Genomic DNA, 16,666 nt, shown 5'->3' with positions numbered 1-16,666 from the left:
ATCACGAATATCCCATGTGGAAGGAGCTTTGCACGATGAGAGAAATCAGGACAGAAGCCGAATTTGAACAAGCGATCAACAGCGGAAAACTGGTAGTCGTCAAATTTTTCACCGATTGGTGCCCGGATTGTCACCGTATCGATCCGTTCATGCCGGACGTGGAGCAAGCGTATTCGGACCGTTTGGAAATGGTGTCGGTCAACCGCGACGTGTTGCCGGACTTGTCCCAGCGCCTGGACGTGTTTGGCATCCCTAGCTTCATCGCGTTCAAAGATGGAAAAGAGCTGGTCCGCTTTGTCAGCAAGCTGGGCAAAAGCAGAGAAGAAATCGAGCACTTCCTCGATCGCGCCGTACAGGTAAGCCAGGGTCTGCCCCAGGCGTAATGGCGCGACCAGCGCACAACCGAAGGAGAGCCGAAGATGCGTGAATGGAAAAAGCAAGGCGAGTGGCTTGTGACGCATCTGTCATCAGCGGATGCGGACATGCCGATTGGGAACCTGCTGCGGGAGCAATGGAAACTGCCTCGCAAGCAGGTCCATCTTTTGTTTCAGCATAAAGAAGTGTCCCTCGACAAAGAGAATGTAGCGCAGCATGTTCCTGTGCAGGCAGGGCAGGAGTTGCGCTTGCGCCTGTGTCCGCCCGAGCCGTATGGCGTAGAACCGGCAGTGGAACCGCTGGAAGTGCTGTATGAGGACGATCATCTGCTGATCGTGTACAAGCCGGCCGGCGTGCTGCTGCATCCGACCCAACCGGATCACCAAGGGACGCTGGATCATCTGGTGGCGGGGCATTTTGCCAGGACAGGCGTGCAGGCAAAGGTGCGCCACGTCCATCGCCTGGATCAGGATACTTCCGGTGTGGTGCTGTACGCCAAGCATGCCTGGGCATCCGCCCTCCTGGACGAGCAGTTGCGGCTGCGTACGATCAAGCGGACCTATCTCGCTTTTGTCCACGGGCACGTGGAAAGGCAGAGCGGAAAGATCGACAAGCCGATCGGAAAAGACCGCAATCATCCCTCGCGTCGACGTGTGACGGCAAATGGGGATACGGCGATCACGACGTACGAGGTCGTGGAGCGGTATCGCGATGCCACCTTGCTGCGCTGCCGCCTGGAGACGGGGCGCACCCACCAGATTCGCGTCCACCTGAGCCACATCGGGCATCCCCTCATCGGTGACGCTCTCTACGGGGGCAAGACGAAGCTGATCGCCAGACAGGCGCTGCACGCGTACCGCCTGGAGGTCATCCACCCGTTCGACCGCAGGCAGATTACAGCAGAGGCACCGTTGCCTGCCGATCTCGCTTCCTTGAAAAGTACGCTTGCCAATGCGCCATTGTAAGCGCGGGTGAATAGACTGCCAGGGAGGATACGAGAAAGGGTGGTCAGATGAAACGACCCGTAATTGGCGTTCTGACCTGGCGAGAAGGACGACGATTTGCAGAGCCTGTCTACTTTCGCCGTCTGATCAAGGCAGGGGAAAAGCTTGGCGCTACCGTCTTCCTGTTTGCACCCCACGATGTGCTGGCAGGGGGCAAACAGGTGCGCGGTTATGTGCTCGACCACAATGGAAAATGGCAGGCGAAGCTGTTTCCGACGCCAGATGCCGTGTTTGACCGCTACCGCTACACTCCCACGCAGGCGTTTCGGGATTACGTCGCATTTCGTCGCAACAGCCGTTTTCTCTACGCAAACAACCGCCTGGCCAACAAGTGGCGGGTCCACGATGTGCTTACCCGCGACCCGCGGATGCACCGCTGGCTCCCGGAGACGCTGTTGTACACGAGTCCCGCTATTCTGACCAGGATGCTGGCGCGGCACGCGCTGTTGTACGTCAAACCGATCAACGGCACTGGCGGGCGCAATATTTTGCGCATCGAACGGACCAACGCCGGGTACCGGCTGTTGGGGAGAGACAAACAGCGGGCCAAGGTCACTTCGCTATTGTCCACCGTACCCGCTGTGCAGCGCTTCGTGAGTCGCTGGGCAAAAGGGGACAGATATGTCGTCCAGCAGGGACTTCATCTCGAACTGATGCCCAGGCGTTCGGTAGACATGCGCCTGCTGATACAAAAGGACGGCAGCGGCGAGTGGTCGATCACCGGACATGCGATCCGCGTTGGCGGAGAGCGCAGTGCCACATCGAATTTGCACGGCGGAGGCAAGGCGGTGCCGGTCCCGGCTTTTTTGTCTCCGCGTTTTGGCGCGGAGAAGACGAAGCAGATTATCAGCGACTGCGAACAATTGGCGCATCAGACCGCTCGTACGTTGGAAAACCACTTCGGGCGCATGGTGGAATTCGGACTCGACATCGGCATCGACGTAGAGGGCCGGGCCTGGCTGATCGAGGTAAATCCAAAGCCTGCCCGGGAAGTGTTTCGGGAGATGGGCATGTCGGAGCTGTACCAAAAGGCGATTTCCAGACCGTTGGAGTACGCCTTGTACCTGGCCAGGACAAAAGGACAAGACAATGCGGGTTCGAGAAACGCCGCCGAGGGATGACCGCGTACAGCCGGATTCGACATTTTTTCCAAATGTTTTGCAGGAAAATGGCTGGAAAAAGCGAATAAGACAGTATCACGAGATAACAAAATCCGTCTGCATCCGTGCGGCGGTTTTTTTCTGCGTATGCGATCTGTGACCGAAACACGAATCGCACCTGTGCCAGGGTGATTACAGCGTGCCCCTTTTTGGCCAGACTGGTAGCAAAGGAGTGATGAGCGTGGAGCAACTGCTTCAACTTGTAGCCGATTATTGGCCGGTCGCGCTTTGCGTCATCGTGTTGATTTTGGCTGCCCAATGGATGGTTCGCAGCCTGATCCGTCTGATTTCGATGTTTGTCGTGATCGGCGTTGTCCTCGTCCTGTTTTTCGAATTCAGTCCCGACCAAGTAATCCAAATGGGGCGTTCGGCAGTACAAGCGACACAGGAGGTCGTGGACAAGACGATCACGCCTGTCCTGGATGCGGAGCTGCAAGACGCCGATATTTCGTTTCAGCCGGATGGCAGCTATGAAGTAAAGACGGCAAGTATTCGCATCGTCGGGATGAAAGGGGAGCCCAAGGCTACGGTCTACTACAAGGATGAGAAGTGGGAAGTAGACATCGGCCTGCTGGGGACGATGTTCCAGGAACGGCTCGGAAAAGCGGAAGAAGAGGCGACGACGTAGAGGCAAAAGCACAAGAAAGACGCAGCGGTTCGACATGCGGATCGCTGCGTCTTTTACATACACCGAAGCCCTTTATCAGGGAGCATTAAATCACAACTCCTTCAACTCAACAAAGTGCAACTGTTTATCTTTGTACTCGTAATTGCCTATTTTTTTGTTCTCAAAAGCAATATGAAATTTGTTATCATCTTTATTATAAAAAACCTGTACCGTGCCTGGGATTGCAAATCGATCTGAATGGAATAGATGACCATCCTCTTCTATGTAAACTGTTGTTTCAATGTGAGTACCGACTGTCGCGATAAGCTCGTTAATCCCATCGCCAGAAATATCAGTTTCAGTTCCGTTTGCTTCCATACCGAGAAAAAGTGAAGGCAGTTCATCATTATAAATATCGACATAGTACGTAATTGGGCAATTCGCTCCGCATATTCCTCGCATAGCCAGATAGTTTTTGCTAAAAAGGTTTACGTTTTCAATCGTGTACGGGTTTAAATCGGATCGGTATCCAATTTTTCCTATTTCATATATATCTGTGAAATTACCCTCAATCAAAAAACCAGCGTAGTCCTGATGATCTTCATCTTTTTTGCTATAGATTATAAAAGTATACTTCCCAAACCTTTCTTCCCGAACAACTTCCTCTATCGTTTCCTTGTTGATCACTTCAAACTCTTCAAATTTTTTCATTGGTGTCTGTACTTCTTTAAATGAAAGAGGGTATACACTTTCAATTACGTCGGGTTCACCTGTATTCTTGTCATCAGGATTCACATTCGATTCTTTATCCATGTCTCCTGAGTGACCTTTCTTTTCCTGATAGCGATTTTCCTTATTTGATAAAGAAGGTTGATTGCAGGCTGTGAATAAGAGACAAAATATAGTCAGAATATAAAAAACACGAATCCTTTTCAAAAAGACCTCTCCTTTGTAAGTTCCTGAGTATTTCGTTAATGGGGAATATTCGTATCGGATGAGTTTCTCCGTTTCTGTGCCATAAATAAAACACCTCCAAGTTGTCCCCGTCTCTTGCGACATGGTTGCATTTTCTTGAAGGTGTTTTGATTTGTCTTGCGTTATGTGGCTAGTCCCATAGACTTGTTAGAAGACCGCTTACCGGGTTGTTGCAGCCGGTGGCTTGCGCAACAGGGTAGCCTGTTCAAAGGCATAGGCGAGCCTGATCAGGGTCGGTTCGGAAAAGGCTGTTCCGGTAAACATGACCCCAAACGGTCTGCCGTCGGACGTATAACCGGATGGCACGCAGACAGACGGGTATCCGGCTTTGGCGGCAATGCGCGCTCCGTCGCTGCGCGGGAAGAGCAGGCAGTCCAGACCGTGCTCCGAAAGGGCAGCGTCGATTCCTTTCGTCTGGGACATCTCCAGGTCGTACAGGCGCTGGTTCAGGTACTCCGCCTCGGTCAATGTACCGCTCGTCTGTTCCGCTTGCTCGAACAGTGCCTGTCCGTAGCGGAGGGCCTGCTGGGCGTGTTCCGCATTCCACTTCATCACATCGCGCAAGGTGCGCAGCGGAAACGAAGGATCGAGCGTTTTTAAATAAGCGTTTAACCCTGATTTGAATTCGTACACCAGAACGCGGTGCGCCCAGTGCGCACGATCTGCCGGAAGCGCGACGTCGACAACCGTCGCACCCGCTTGCTGCAGATGGGTGACGGCAGCTTCGAACAGTTCTTTTTCTTCGTTGTCGCACTGCTCCAGGTAAGGCGAACGGGCGATGCCGATACGCGCTCCTTGCAGTCCGTCGCGATCGAGAAACTGCCGATAGTCGTCGGGTACGAGCCCGGTGCTTCTGCCTGTCGCCGGGTCTTGTTCATCGACGCCGGCCAGCACGCCGAGCAGGATGGCAGCGTCTTCTACCGTGCGAGTCATCGGACCGGCAGTATCCTGGCTGGTCGCAATCGGAATGATTCCGTTTCGACTGATCAGGCCCACTGTCGGCTTGATGCCGACCAGCGAGTTGCGAACGGAAGGGTTGAGAATCGAGCCGGACGTTTCCGTACCGACTGCAACTACGGCAAATCCGGCCGCAATCGCCGCACCGGAGCCTGAGCTGGAGCCGCCTACGTCAAAGCTGCCCGGTCCGTACGGATTCAGGACTTGTCCACCACGCGAGCTGTAGCCGTTTGGCATCCGGTCGGAAATAAAGTTGGCCCATTCAGTGAGGTTGGTTTTTCCGAGGATGACGGCGCCAGCCTCACGCAAGCGGGTGACGAGAAAAGCGTCATGGGAAGCATACGAGTCAGCGAGGGCGAGAGAGCCTGCTGTCGTGTGCATACTGTCTTTTGTTGCGATATTGTCCTTGATCAGGACGGGAATGCCGTGCAGCGGTCCGCGGCTGCCCGATGTTGCCCGCTCCCGGTCAAGGGCGTCGGCGATGTGCAGAGCATCCGGGTTGATTTCGCTGATCGCGTTGATTGTCACACCTTGTTTGTCGTACTGCGAGATCCGGCGCAGGAAGGAAATGGTCAACTCGCGCGAGGTTACCTCACCTCGCTCCAGTGCTTCTTGCCATTGGAGAATACTCGATTCATGGTTTGGCATTATTGGTCACCGCCCATTTTCTAGTCAATTCGAACTCGTCTCAATATTACTAAAAACAATCGATGCAAGGGAAGAGAAAAAGCTGATCCCGGAAATGGAATCAGCTTTGTTTGCCCGATGATTACTCGTCAGCGACAGTTTGCAGTTTTGCCTGTTCTTCTTCGACGTAGCGGTTGCGCGGATGCTCGCGGCATTCATCGGAGCAGGAGCGCTTGTACGTCACCTCGCACTCGGGGCAGCAGAAGTGCTGCTTGTTGCAGAACGGGTTGGCGCAGTTGACGTAGCGGTCTTCCGGTTTGCCGCAGTAGTAGCAGCGTGAGATGACCACGTCTTCTTCGGTCTGGTTGATCGGAACAGAGATGCGCTCGTCGAACACGTAGCATTTTCCGTCCCACAGGCGACCTTTGATCTCCGGGTCTTTTCCGTAGGTGACGATACCGCCGTGAAGCTGGTATACATCCTCTAGACCTTCCTTCATCAGGATGCCGGTCAGCTTTTCGCAGCGAATACCGCCCGTGCAGTAGGTGAGCACCTTTTTGTCCTTGAACATATCCTTGTTCTCGCGGATCCACTCGGGAAACTCGCGGGATGATTCTACCTCTGGGCGGATGGCGCCACGGAAGTGACCGAGATCGTATTCATAGTAGTTGCGGCCGTCGAGAATGACGACATCCTCGCGTTGCATCATCTCGTAGAATTCTTTCGGATTCAGGTATTTTCCTGTCAACTCGGTAGGATCGTGGTCATCTTGCAAACGCCAGGTGACCAGTTCCTTTTTGGCGCGGACATACATTTTCTTGAATGCATGTTCATCCGCCTCATCTATTTTGAACCAGATGTCGGCAAAGCGCGGATCGCTTCGCACGTAATCCATGTAGGCTTCGGTTTGTTCCACGGTACCGGAGACGGTTCCGTTGAGTCCCTCGGGAGCGACGATGATTCGCCCTTTCAACCCGTGTTCCTTACAATACTGGAGATGTTCTGCTGCATACTCCTCGTAGTTGTCCAATTTGACATACTTGTAGTAGAGCAGGATACGATATGGCTTTTGTACTTGCAATGTACAATTCCACCTTTCTGTATTCGATTGATATTTTTGCGCAACGGCTATTATATCACATTCATAGTTTCCATGCGCTGAAAATGAACGGAAAATGTGAGCTTTTTATGAAATGCTCTGCTGCGCAGGCCAAGCCTTGCTGCCGATACGCGCTTCTTGTACACTAAAACACGACATGTGTACAAGAGGAGAGCGATTGCGATGAATACACAGACCCAACGGCTGACAACACAAGTAAAGATAAAAGTAATGCACAAAGACGCTGTCATTCCCCGCTATGCACGGGAAATGGACGCTGGCTTTGACTTCGTAGCTACGGAGGATGTCGTGATTGCTCCGGGCGAATCGGCGAAGGTGCCGACAGGACTCGCCTTCGGACTGCCGGAAGGATACGAACTGCAAGTGCGCCCACGTTCGGGCATCAGTGCGAAGACCAAGCTGCGTCTCTCGAATGCTCCGGGAACCGTCGACGCCGGCTACCGCGGGGAAGTTTTCATCCTGGTAGACAACATTCGCCACCCGTCTGGCCAAAAAGGGAATGTCTGCCTGGACGCGAGCGAGAAGGAGGCGACGATAGACCGGGAAGTGGATCGCCACAGCTACGTAATTCGCAAAGGGGATCGCATCGCCCAGGGCGTCATTGCACAAGTGCCGCAAGCCTTGTTTGAGCTGGTCGACGAGCTGGATGAGACCGAGCGCGGAACTGGCGGTTTTGGCAGCAGCGGGATTCAAAGCTGAGCCGATCATCGAAAAAGTGCGTACGAGCAGAGACTGTCTCAAAAGTCTGATGACTGAGGAGACAGTCTTATTTTTTTATGCCCGGAATTTCCCGTTTTGTTTTTTCGTGCAAACCCGAACTCCGCCTACACCTGGGGCATAGTCTAGATGGGAAATGGATGACGGGGTAAACCAGGAATGCATATGTAAATAAAAACTAATCCGATCAACTTTGTCGAATTTCAAAAGGGAGAGTGCACATGCATGAAGCAATTTTCAAGCTGGGTTCAAGCCTCTGTGAAGCGGCTGGCGATCATCGTATTGGCAGCGGCTATCGGGGGATGCTCCGCAGGAGGCGGTTCGGGGGAGGGCGACAATGCAGTAGAGCTGCTCAATGTGTCCTACGATCCGACCCGTGAGCTGTACCAGGAGGTGAACGAGGAATTTGCCAAGGAGTGGAAGGAAAAAACCGGTCAGACGGTCACGATCAAACAGTCGCACGGCGGATCAGGCAAACAGTCCCGCTCTGTCATTGACGGGCTGGAAGCTGATGTGGTGACGCTGGCGCTGGCGTATGACATCGATGCGCTGGCAGAAAACGGGCTGATCCCGGCAGATTGGCAAAGCAGGCTGCCTGACAACAGCTCCCCCTACACTTCGACGATCGTCTTTCTCGTGCGCAAAGGAAACCCGAAGCAAATCAAGGACTGGGATGATCTGATCAGGCCGGACATTTCCGTCATTACGCCCAATCCAAAAACATCCGGCGGCGCCCGCTGGAATTACCTCGCGGCGTGGGGATACGCGCTCAAGCAGTACGGCGGAGACGAAGAGAAGGCGAAGGAATTCGTGACCAAGCTGATCAAAAACGTCCCCGTACTGGACTCCGGCGCGCGCGGCTCGACCACGACCTTCGTGGAAAGAGGCATTGGCGACGTCCTGATCGCCTGGGAAAACGAAGCGTACCTGGCTGTCAACGAGCTGGGCAAGGAGAAATTCGAAATCGTCAATCCTTCCGTCAGCATTTTGGCTGAACCTCCTGTTACCATCGTCGATAAAAATGTAGAGAAACATCAGACGCGAGAGGTCACAGAAGCATATCTGCAATTCCTGTACACTGAAAAAGGGCAGCAGATCGCGGCGAAAAACTACTACCGCCCGCGTTCGCAAGAAGTTTTGGCGGCCCACACCCCCGCATTCCCCGATATCGAACTTTTCACAATCGACGAGCTGTTTGGCGGCTGGGCCAACGCCCAAAAAGTTCATTTCGCCGACCAGGGCACGTTTGACCAAATCTACCAACCTTGAGAAAAACCAACCCTTGTAAGGAGCTATCTCCATGAGAAAACCATTTCGCAACAGAGGGTTTTTGCCCGGCTTCGGCCTGACGATGGGCTACACCGTGATCTACCTCAGCCTGCTCGTATTGATCCCGCTTTCCGTCCTGTTCCTCAAATCTTCGACGATGGGCTGGGAGCAGTTCGTCAACACCATTCTTGATCCGCGCGTGCTCGCTTCGTTTCGGGTGAGTATCACTGCTTCCTTTTTTGCGGCGCTGGCCAATGCGGTATTCGGCGTCCTCGTAGCCTGGGTGCTGACCCGCTACCAGTTCCCCGGCAAACGCATTATCGACGGAATCGTCGACCTGCCGTTTGCCTTGCCGACTGCGGTCGGTGGCATTGCGCTGACGTCGATCTACGCGGAGAACGGCTTGATCGGCCAGTACGCAGCCCAGTGGGGGATCAAGATTGCCTATACGCCGATCGGGATTTGGGTGGCATTGCTGTTCATCGGCTTGCCGTTTGTCGTCCGCACCGTCCAGCCGGTCCTCCAGGATTGGGATCTGCAAATGGAGGAAGCGGCTGCCACGCTGGGCGCAACCCGCCTGAAAATCTTTTTCCGTGTCATCTTTCCCCATTTGCTGCCCGCCGTGATTACCGGCTTTGCGCTTGCATTTTCCCGGGCGCTGGGGGAGTACGGCTCTGTCGTGTTCATCTCTGGCAACATGCCGCTGAAGACGGAGATCGTCCCGCTTTTGATTATGACGAAGCTGGAGCAGTTCGATTACGCAGGAGCCACGGCGATTGCCACAGTCATGCTCGTCGCCTCGTTTTTGATGCTGCTTGTAATCAACTACTTGCAGTGGCGAATCAACAAATTCGACGCCGCCCGATAGGAGGTGCCATTACGTGAAACACTTGACGGAACCGGCGTATATTCGCTGGCTCTTGATCGGAATTGCGCTGCTTTTTCTCGCGCTTTTCCTCATCCTGCCGCTGATCGCCGTCTTCACCGAAGCCTTCAAACAGGGCGTTTCCGTCTTTAGCGATGCGATCACAGACGAAGAGACGCTCTCGGCTGTCCGGCTTACGCTGCTCGTTGCCGCGATCAGCGTGCCGCTGAATGTCACGTTTGGCATCGCGGCGGCCTGGGCGATTGCCAAGTTTTCGTTTCGCGGCAAAAATGTCCTGCTGACCTTGATCGACTTGCCTTTTGCGGTCTCGCCGGTCATCGCCGGTTTGATCTTTGTCCTCTTGTTTGGCAGTCAGGGCATGCTCGGTCCGTGGCTGGATGCGCATGACATCAAAATTATTTTTGCCGTGCCGGGAATTGTATTGGCTACCACCTTTGTCACCTTTCCTTTCGTCGCCCGGGAGCTCATCCCGATTATGGAGGCGCAAGGAAAAGATGAGGAAGAAGCGGCAGTCTCACTCGGCGCGAGCGGCTGGAAGACGTTTTTGCGCGTCACGTTACCCAACGTGAAGTGGGGGCTGCTGTACGGAATCATCCTGTGCAACGCCCGGGCGATGGGGGAGTTTGGTGCCGTCTCCGTCGTATCAGGGCATATCCGCGGGATGACCAACACGCTTCCGTTGCATGTAGAAATCCTGTACAACGAATACCAGTTTGCGGCGGCTTTTGCGGTGGCTACGCTGCTGGCTGCCTTGGCACTCGTCACCTTGATTGTCAAAAGCCTGATTGAGTGGAAGACGGAAAAGCAGGAGTTTGCTGTGGAAGAGGTTCAATACGAAGTGTCAGGAGAGAGAGCTGGATGAGTATAGAGGTTGTCAACATTACCAAGACGTACAAGAACTTTACGGCGCTAAAGGACGTCAGCCTGCACATTCCGGAAGGAGAGCTGGTAGCTTTGCTCGGTCCGTCCGGATCGGGCAAGACGACGCTTTTGCGCCTGATTGCAGGCTTGGAGCAACCCGATCAGGGGTCGATCCTGTTCAATGGAGAAGACAATACGAACCGCGATGTGCGCGAGCGTCAGGTCGGATTCGTCTTCCAGCATTACGCCTTGTTTCGCCATATGAACATCTTTGACAATATCGCGTTCGGGCTGACGGTCCGATCCCGCAAGACCCGTCCCGGCAAGGCGGAGATTCGGGAAAAGGTCCACTCCCTGCTCAAACTGGTGCAGTTGGACGGACTCGCGCATCGCTACCCGTCCCAGCTCTCTGGCGGTCAACGGCAGCGTGTGGCCCTGGCGCGCGCATTGGCGGTAGAGCCGAAATTCCTGCTGCTCGACGAGCCCTTTGGGGCGTTGGACACCAAAGTAAGGCAGGAGCTGCGGCGCTGGCTGCGCCAGTTGCATGAAAAACTGGGATTGACCATTCTGTTCGTCACCCACGACCAGGAAGAAGCGATGGAACTGGCCGATCAGGTCGTCGTGATGAACGAGGGACGGGTCGAGCAGGTCGGCTCCCCCGAAGTGATTTACAACCATCCGGCCAATCCGTTTGTCTACAGCTTTTTGGGACGGGTCAACCTGTTTCGCGGACGCATCCGTGACGGCAAGGTTCAACTGGGCGAAGCGGAGTTTGAGACCGAGTGGACGCATAAGGCAGGGGAGTGGCCGGCGATCGGCTATATGCGGCCGCACGATGTGGAGCTGTCGCTCACACCTGTGGAAGGACAGTCTGTGATGGCAGAAGTCCGCCATGTTTCGCTGTTGGGGCCGATTGTCCGGCTCGACTTGAAGCGTCTGGATACCCAGGAGATGTTCGAAGCCGAGTTGACGAGACAGCGCTACGCTGAGCTGGATGTCGAGGAAAAGAGCATCGTCTACGTCACGCTGCGCAATCTGTCGTTTTACGTGGAATCCCAGACACCGGCGGCACCCAAGCCGACGTTTGTCCCGATCCACATCGGTTCGTAAGCAAAAAGGGAGGACTGACTGGCAGTCTCTCCCTTTTTTGTGCCTTGCTTATTCGCCACGCTGCTTGGAGCGGGTCTCTTCCTTGCCTACGGTCGTGGATGACCGCGTCTGCGACGGATTTTCCTTGTTTCCCATCTCGTTTTTCACACCGTTTTGCTTGGACATGAGATGCACCTCCTTTTGTCAAACAGCTTCTGCGAAATAGAATTCCCTTCCAGCGGCAGATTACGCGATTGGAAGCACATTTTTTTGCCAAACCAGCAGATTTCTGATAAAATAGACCTTTGAATGATTGAAAAAGGCAGGTATTGCGATGATAAGCACTCAAAACGTGACGTTGCGCTACGGCAAACGCGCCCTGTTTGAAGATGTAACGATCAAGTTTACCCCGGGAAACTGCTACGGTCTCATCGGAGCCAACGGTGCCGGAAAATCCACTTTTGTCAAAATTCTCTCCGGGGAGATCGAGCCGACGAGTGGACATGTCTCCGTCACTCCTGGTGAGCGCATTGCTGTATTGAAGCAGAACCACTACGAATTCGACGAATTTGAAGTGTTGAAAACCGTTATCATGGGTCATAAACGGCTGTACGAGATTATGGAGCAGAAAAACGCGCTGTACATGAAAGAAGATTTCAGCGAGGAAGACGGAATTCTCGCTTCCCAACTGGAAGGGGAGTTTGAGGAGCTGAACGGCTGGATGGCCGAGGCAGACGCGGCTGAATTGCTGATCGGCCTGGGCATCCCGACTGAGCTGCACGACAAAAAGATGAAGGATCTCGCCGGTACGGAAAAGGTTCGCGTGCTGCTGGCCCAGGCATTGTTCGGCAATCCGCACATCCTGTTGCTGGATGAGCCGACCAACCACCTGGACATCGAATCGATCCGCTGGCTGGAAAACTTCCTGATGGATTACGAAAATACCGTCATTGTCGTATCCCATGACCGTCACTTCCTGAACAAGGTATGTACGCACATCGCCGACATCGATTTCGGAAAAATCCAGTTGTACGTAGGGAACTACGACTTCTGGTACGAGTCCAGCCAGTTGGCGCTGAAAATGGCTCGCGAGCAGAACAAGAAAAAGGAAGAGAAGATCAAGGAGCTGCAGGAGTTTATCGCGCGCTTCTCGGCCAACGCCTCCAAGTCCAAGCAGGCGACTTCCCGCAAAAAGCTGCTGGAAAAAATCAACCTGGAAGACATTCGCCCTTCCAGCCGCAAATATCCGTTCATCAACTTCAAGCCGGAGCGGGAAGCAGGCAAAAACCTGCTGCAGGTTGAGGGCTTGAGCAAGACGATCGAGGGCGAAAAGCTGTTCGACAATCTGCACCTGGCTATCAACAAGGGGGACAAGGTCGCCTTTGTCGGTCCTAACGAACTGGCCAAAACGACGTTCTTCCGCATTTTGATGGGCGAGGTGGAAGCAGACAGCGGCACGTACGAATGGGGCGTCACGACTTCCCAGGCGTACTTCCCGAAAGACAACTCGGCTTACTTTGACACCGACCTGAACCTCGTCGATTGGCTGCGCCAGTATTCCAAGGACCAGGACGAGACGTTTATCCGCGGCTTTTTGGGACGGATGCTGTTCTCCGGCGACGAAGCCTTGAAAAAGGCCAACGTCTTGTCCGGGGGAGAAAAGGTGCGCTGCATGCTCGCCAAAATGATGCTGTCCGCCGCAAACGTGCTGATCTTCGACGAACCGACCAACCACCTGGATCTGGAGTCGATTACGGCGCTCAACAACGGACTGATTGATTTCGACGGGACGATTCTGTTCGTCTCCCATGACCATCAGTTCGTACAGACGATTGCCAACCGCATCATCGAATTCACGCCGAAGGGTGTCATCGACAAGATGATGACGTACGACGAGTACCTGGACAGCGAAGAGATCAAGCGACTGCGCGAGGAACATTACGCATAAAAAATTTCCGCGTCAACGAAGCAAAAAGCCTTTGGTCACCGCATGTTTTGCATGCCGTCCAAAGGCTTTCTCTCTTGTTGGGCTATTCCAGCCACTCGATTTTCTCCAGAAACGATTCCGTGCTGGAGAAGATCACCCGTTCCTTGCGAGGGTGGGTAAAATAGACGACGATGTACTGCTCGTCGACGTATTCCACGATTCCCCGTTTGCGGGGGCCCGTTTTCATCTTTACCGGTTTGTTCAGCCATTCTTGCATGGCGCATGCACCTCCGCTTGCAGTTCGGCAGATACAGCGATCATAGCGCCCGTACAATCAGTCGTCAAGTATCTGACTACAGCCAGCCGCGACAACCAATAAGTTACCATAACATTTATTATGTATACAAAATGACGTGTGGCTGTCATGGTAAACTTTTCACGAGCAGAGAACATCCGGTACAGGGATTGCAGCCCACAGCTTGATGTGCAATAATTTTGGATAAGTCATGGTAGGAGGATGGGCGTTATGGAGGCCAGTCCGGTCAACAAGATGCTGGACGCGATGTCCAGACAAGGTTTTCGCATCACCGACCAGCGGCGGACGCTGGCGCACATTTTTCTCGAAGACGGGGGGTATTTGTCCCCGAAAGATGTGTACGAGAAATTGAGCAAATTTTATCCAAGTGTCAGTCTGGATACAGTGTATCGGAATTTGCGTACATTGAGCGATATCGGCATTTTGGAGCAGTTTTACTTCATGGATGGCGGGCTGAAATTCAAGGCTTGCAGTTTGAACCACCATCATCACCACCTCATTTGCATGAACTGCGAAAAAACCGTTAGCTTTGATTATTGCCCGATGGATCATCTCGGGGGAATTCCCGATGATTTCAAGGTCATCAATCATCGGTTCGAAGTGTACGGACTTTGTGAATCATGCCAGGAGCTGTCCGAACAGGAAAAGACCTCGCCGCAACGGGAGAATGAGTAGGCGGCGGAGGTCTTTTCCGTTGTTGCAAGAACTCGCAGTTCGCAGCAGACTTTTTCCAACAAGGAAGAAATACTTGAAAGATTGCTTTTTCTGCACTAAAATCGTAATCATTACGATTTGAAAATAAACATGCGTCAGAACTCATGCTGATGCGTCCAAGGGATGGGGAGTTTGCATGGCTACATGGAATTTGGAACAGACCAGTTGTCATTTGCTCATTTGCAACGGGGGAAGCTGCAAAAAAAGAGGAGCAGAGGACGTAACGCAAGCGATCCGGGATGAAATTGCCAGGCAAGAAGCTGACAGACACATCCATACGACGCGAACGCTGTGCAATGGCCGCTGTACGGACGCGTGCGTGGTCATCGCGTATCCGGAGGGAGTCTGGTACCGGGATATCACGCCGGAGCGGGGCAGAGAAATCGTTCGCAACTATCTCGCAGGACAACGGCTCGATCAGCACGCGGTCTATACGTATGATGGCCGCTTTGTTGCTACGGGGAATGGGGAAACAGGAACGGAAAAATAGGAAGCCGTGTTGACAACAGAGCTATACGTGGTGTCCCATACTTGTTGACAATGCCATATAGGGAGAAGTATCATGGTCTAAAAGCGTAATAATTACGATTTTAGGAGTGGTTTCATATCGCGAGGAAAGCGAAAATCGTGAAAGAGAAACAGCGTCAGGAAACGGTTGCCCGTTATGCGGCAATGCGGAAACGACTCAAGGAGGAGGGAGATTACGCGGCTTTGCGAAAATTGCCGAGGGATGCTTCTCCTATTCGTCTCCACAATCGTTGTGAAGTGACGGGACGACCGCGCGGATACCTGCGTACATTCAAAATGTCGCGCATTGCTTTTCGTGAGTTGGCTTACAAAGGTCAGATACCGGGAATCAAGAAATCCAGTTGGTGAAGCGGGTGCAGATCCGTTTCACCGGACTGCTGTCCGTGAATACGCGAGAGCAGCATAGCGTTTGACCGCAGGTGCAATATGTTTCATCAGATAAAATCGTAATAATTACATATTGATGCCGGTAAAGGAGGCTCAAAACGTGAGTCAATTGTACGATGTATGGTGGAAACACGGGGAGAATGAGCAAAAGATGGAGGACTCGCATCAGCCCTTTTGGCGCAAGGTGCTCGCAGCGGTAGTCGAGGAAGATTTGCAGGCGTCCAGCGTTTTGGATATCGGGTGCAATCAGGGCGGGTTTCTGCGGTTTTTATATGGCGAGCGTCCCTTCCGAGAAGGTGTTGGCATCGACTTGGCCAGACAGTCGATCGAAGTCGCCACATCGCGCAAGGGCGACCTGCCCATTCATTACGAGGCGACCGGTGATCCGGAAAAATATCCCGAGCGCTTCGACATCGCGTTTAGCACCTCTGTACTGTATCTGATCGAAGATTTGCAAGAGCATGCCTGGAAAGTCCAGCAGGCATTGAAACCAGGCGGCGTTTACTACTCGACCTACTCGGATTACAACGGCAATCCGAGCCTGCCGCAGATCCACAAGAAGATCAACGCCGGCGCTTCCCTGCCGATGCAGCTGCATACGCTTGATGAAATCACCCGCGCGTTTCAGGAGAATGGCTTTGACGTGGCAATCGCCAGGCTTCAGCCGGATCGTTTCATTTCGCTGCGAAATCCAGACCCGTGGTTCCAACGTGTCGAGGAACGGTTGCTGTACGAATATGAGCAGGCGTACATCTTCCGGTTTACCAAGCGATAAAAAAAGAGAACAAGCCCGGACAGGCGCAGGCAGTACGGGAGAGTACGCGAAGTGCCCCTGGCGCCGGTCAGGCAGACGAAAGATCAGCTTGCGAGGGAGGTGAAACCAATGCGGGTACAAGTGACATTGGCGTGCACGGAATCCGGTGACCGCAACTACATTACGACCAAGAACAAAAAGACCCATCCGGAGCGTCTGGAGCTTCGGAAGTATTGTCCTCGCTTAAGGCGCGTAACGCTTCATCGGGAGACAAAATGATCGCAATAATGCGGCAGAGGGGCTATCCACAGTCAGATGACGCTGGATGGCTCCTTTTTACATTTTCCTGCCAACGAGTGCTTCCCGTCTCTTTCCATACTGGAAAACGTGTTT

The 16,666-nt window shown here is 53.5% G+C and carries 19 protein-coding genes; 15 read left to right on the top strand and 4 right to left on the bottom strand.

The window, feature by feature from the left end; genetic code table 11:
- Window positions 1-35: 35 nt before the first annotated feature.
- From ACAF76_RS11650 to ACAF76_RS11635, 4 genes are all read left to right on the top strand, one after another.
- Window positions 36-383, top strand: coding sequence for a thioredoxin family protein (locus tag ACAF76_RS11650; RefSeq protein WP_400163720.1), 348 nt, complete (start codon window positions 36-38; stop codon window positions 381-383).
- A gap of 36 nt (window positions 384-419) precedes the next feature.
- Window positions 420-1,340: an RluA family pseudouridine synthase gene (locus ACAF76_RS11645; RefSeq protein WP_400163719.1), complete on the top strand. Its 921-nt coding sequence runs from the start codon at window positions 420-422 to the stop codon at window positions 1,338-1,340.
- A gap of 47 nt (window positions 1,341-1,387) precedes the next feature.
- Entirely contained in the window at window positions 1,388-2,500 is a 1,113-nt protein-coding gene (locus ACAF76_RS11640; RefSeq protein WP_400163718.1) for a YheC/YheD family protein, read from the top strand.
- Window positions 2,501-2,714: 214 nt separating this feature from the next.
- Window positions 2,715-3,167 carry a hypothetical protein gene (locus tag ACAF76_RS11635; protein WP_400163717.1) on the top strand — a complete coding sequence of 151 codons (453 nt, stop codon included), beginning with the start codon at window positions 2,715-2,717 and terminating at the stop codon, window positions 3,165-3,167.
- A gap of 90 nt (window positions 3,168-3,257) precedes the next feature.
- Here the strand turns inward: ACAF76_RS11635 and ACAF76_RS11630 are convergent, their stop codons facing one another.
- The 3 genes from ACAF76_RS11630 to ACAF76_RS11620 all read right to left on the bottom strand — a co-directional run bounded on the left by ACAF76_RS11630 (window position 3,258) and on the right by ACAF76_RS11620 (window position 6,786).
- Entirely contained in the window at window positions 3,258-4,082 is an 825-nt protein-coding gene (locus ACAF76_RS11630) for a hypothetical protein (protein WP_400163716.1), read from the bottom strand.
- 198 nt (window positions 4,083-4,280) lie between these two features.
- Complete coding sequence (locus tag ACAF76_RS11625; RefSeq protein ID WP_400163715.1) at window positions 4,281-5,726, bottom strand: amidase family protein; 1,446 nt, start codon at window positions 5,724-5,726, stop codon at window positions 4,281-4,283.
- Window positions 5,727-5,847: 121 nt separating this feature from the next.
- Window positions 5,848-6,786 carry a rhodanese-related sulfurtransferase gene (locus ACAF76_RS11620; protein WP_400163714.1) on the bottom strand — a complete coding sequence of 313 codons (939 nt, stop codon included), beginning with the start codon at window positions 6,784-6,786 and terminating at the stop codon, window positions 5,848-5,850.
- Window positions 6,787-6,987: 201 nt separating this feature from the next.
- Here ACAF76_RS11620 and ACAF76_RS11615 point away from each other — a divergent pair, with 201 nt between their 5' ends.
- From ACAF76_RS11615 to ACAF76_RS11590, 6 genes are all read left to right on the top strand, one after another.
- On the top strand, window positions 6,988-7,524 hold the full coding sequence (locus ACAF76_RS11615; protein WP_400163713.1) for a dUTP diphosphatase: 537 nt from the start codon (window positions 6,988-6,990) through the stop codon (window positions 7,522-7,524).
- 243 nt (window positions 7,525-7,767) lie between these two features.
- On the top strand, window positions 7,768-8,811 hold the full coding sequence (locus ACAF76_RS11610; RefSeq protein WP_400163712.1) for a sulfate ABC transporter substrate-binding protein: 1,044 nt from the start codon (window positions 7,768-7,770) through the stop codon (window positions 8,809-8,811).
- Window positions 8,812-8,842: 31 nt separating this feature from the next.
- On the top strand, window positions 8,843-9,679 hold the full coding sequence (cysT, locus tag ACAF76_RS11605; protein ID WP_400163711.1) for a sulfate ABC transporter permease subunit CysT: 837 nt from the start codon (window positions 8,843-8,845) through the stop codon (window positions 9,677-9,679).
- 13 nt (window positions 9,680-9,692) lie between these two features.
- Window positions 9,693-10,559 (top strand): sulfate ABC transporter permease subunit CysW, encoded by an 867-nt coding sequence (cysW, locus tag ACAF76_RS11600; RefSeq protein ID WP_400163710.1) that lies wholly within the window; start codon window positions 9,693-9,695, stop codon window positions 10,557-10,559.
- Window positions 10,556-11,668, top strand: a complete 1,113-nt coding sequence (locus ACAF76_RS11595) for a sulfate/molybdate ABC transporter ATP-binding protein (RefSeq protein WP_400163709.1) — start codon at window positions 10,556-10,558, stop codon at window positions 11,666-11,668. The genes cysW and ACAF76_RS11595 overlap by 4 nt, the downstream gene beginning before the upstream one ends.
- A gap of 313 nt (window positions 11,669-11,981) precedes the next feature.
- Window positions 11,982-13,595, top strand: a complete 1,614-nt coding sequence (locus ACAF76_RS11590) for an ABC-F family ATP-binding cassette domain-containing protein (RefSeq protein ID WP_400163708.1) — start codon at window positions 11,982-11,984, stop codon at window positions 13,593-13,595.
- Between the two features lie 82 nt (window positions 13,596-13,677).
- Here the strand turns inward: ACAF76_RS11590 and ACAF76_RS11585 are convergent, their stop codons facing one another.
- Complete coding sequence (locus ACAF76_RS11585) at window positions 13,678-13,851, bottom strand: hypothetical protein (protein WP_400163707.1); 174 nt, start codon at window positions 13,849-13,851, stop codon at window positions 13,678-13,680.
- Between the two features lie 249 nt (window positions 13,852-14,100).
- Here ACAF76_RS11585 and ACAF76_RS11580 point away from each other — a divergent pair, with 249 nt between their 5' ends.
- The 5 genes from ACAF76_RS11580 (at window position 14,101) to rpmG (ending at window position 16,552) form a co-directional block, all read left to right on the top strand.
- A complete protein-coding gene (locus ACAF76_RS11580) occupies window positions 14,101-14,565 on the top strand; it encodes a Fur family transcriptional regulator (protein ID WP_400163706.1) in 465 nt (154 codons plus the stop codon).
- Window positions 14,566-14,740: 175 nt separating this feature from the next.
- On the top strand, window positions 14,741-15,094 hold the full coding sequence (locus ACAF76_RS11575; RefSeq protein WP_400163705.1) for a (2Fe-2S) ferredoxin domain-containing protein: 354 nt from the start codon (window positions 14,741-14,743) through the stop codon (window positions 15,092-15,094).
- 116 nt (window positions 15,095-15,210) lie between these two features.
- Entirely contained in the window at window positions 15,211-15,480 is a 270-nt protein-coding gene (gene rpsN, locus ACAF76_RS11570; protein ID WP_400163956.1) for a 30S ribosomal protein S14, read from the top strand.
- A 139-nt stretch (window positions 15,481-15,619) separates the two neighbouring features.
- The gene (locus ACAF76_RS11565; RefSeq protein WP_400163704.1) at window positions 15,620-16,294 is read left to right on the top strand and encodes a class I SAM-dependent methyltransferase; all 675 of its coding nucleotides are present in this window, start codon (window positions 15,620-15,622) and stop codon (window positions 16,292-16,294) included.
- A gap of 108 nt (window positions 16,295-16,402) precedes the next feature.
- Window positions 16,403-16,552 (top strand): 50S ribosomal protein L33, encoded by a 150-nt coding sequence (rpmG, locus tag ACAF76_RS11560; protein ID WP_400163703.1) that lies wholly within the window; start codon window positions 16,403-16,405, stop codon window positions 16,550-16,552.
- Window positions 16,553-16,666 lie beyond the last annotated feature (114 nt).

Source organism: Brevibacillus sp. TJ4 (genome assembly GCF_044627595.2).
Taxonomy (GTDB): domain Bacteria; phylum Bacillota; class Bacilli; order Brevibacillales; family Brevibacillaceae; genus Brevibacillus.
Note: the sequence above shows the minus strand (reverse complement) of the source record. Positions and strands in the feature narration are given on the sequence as shown.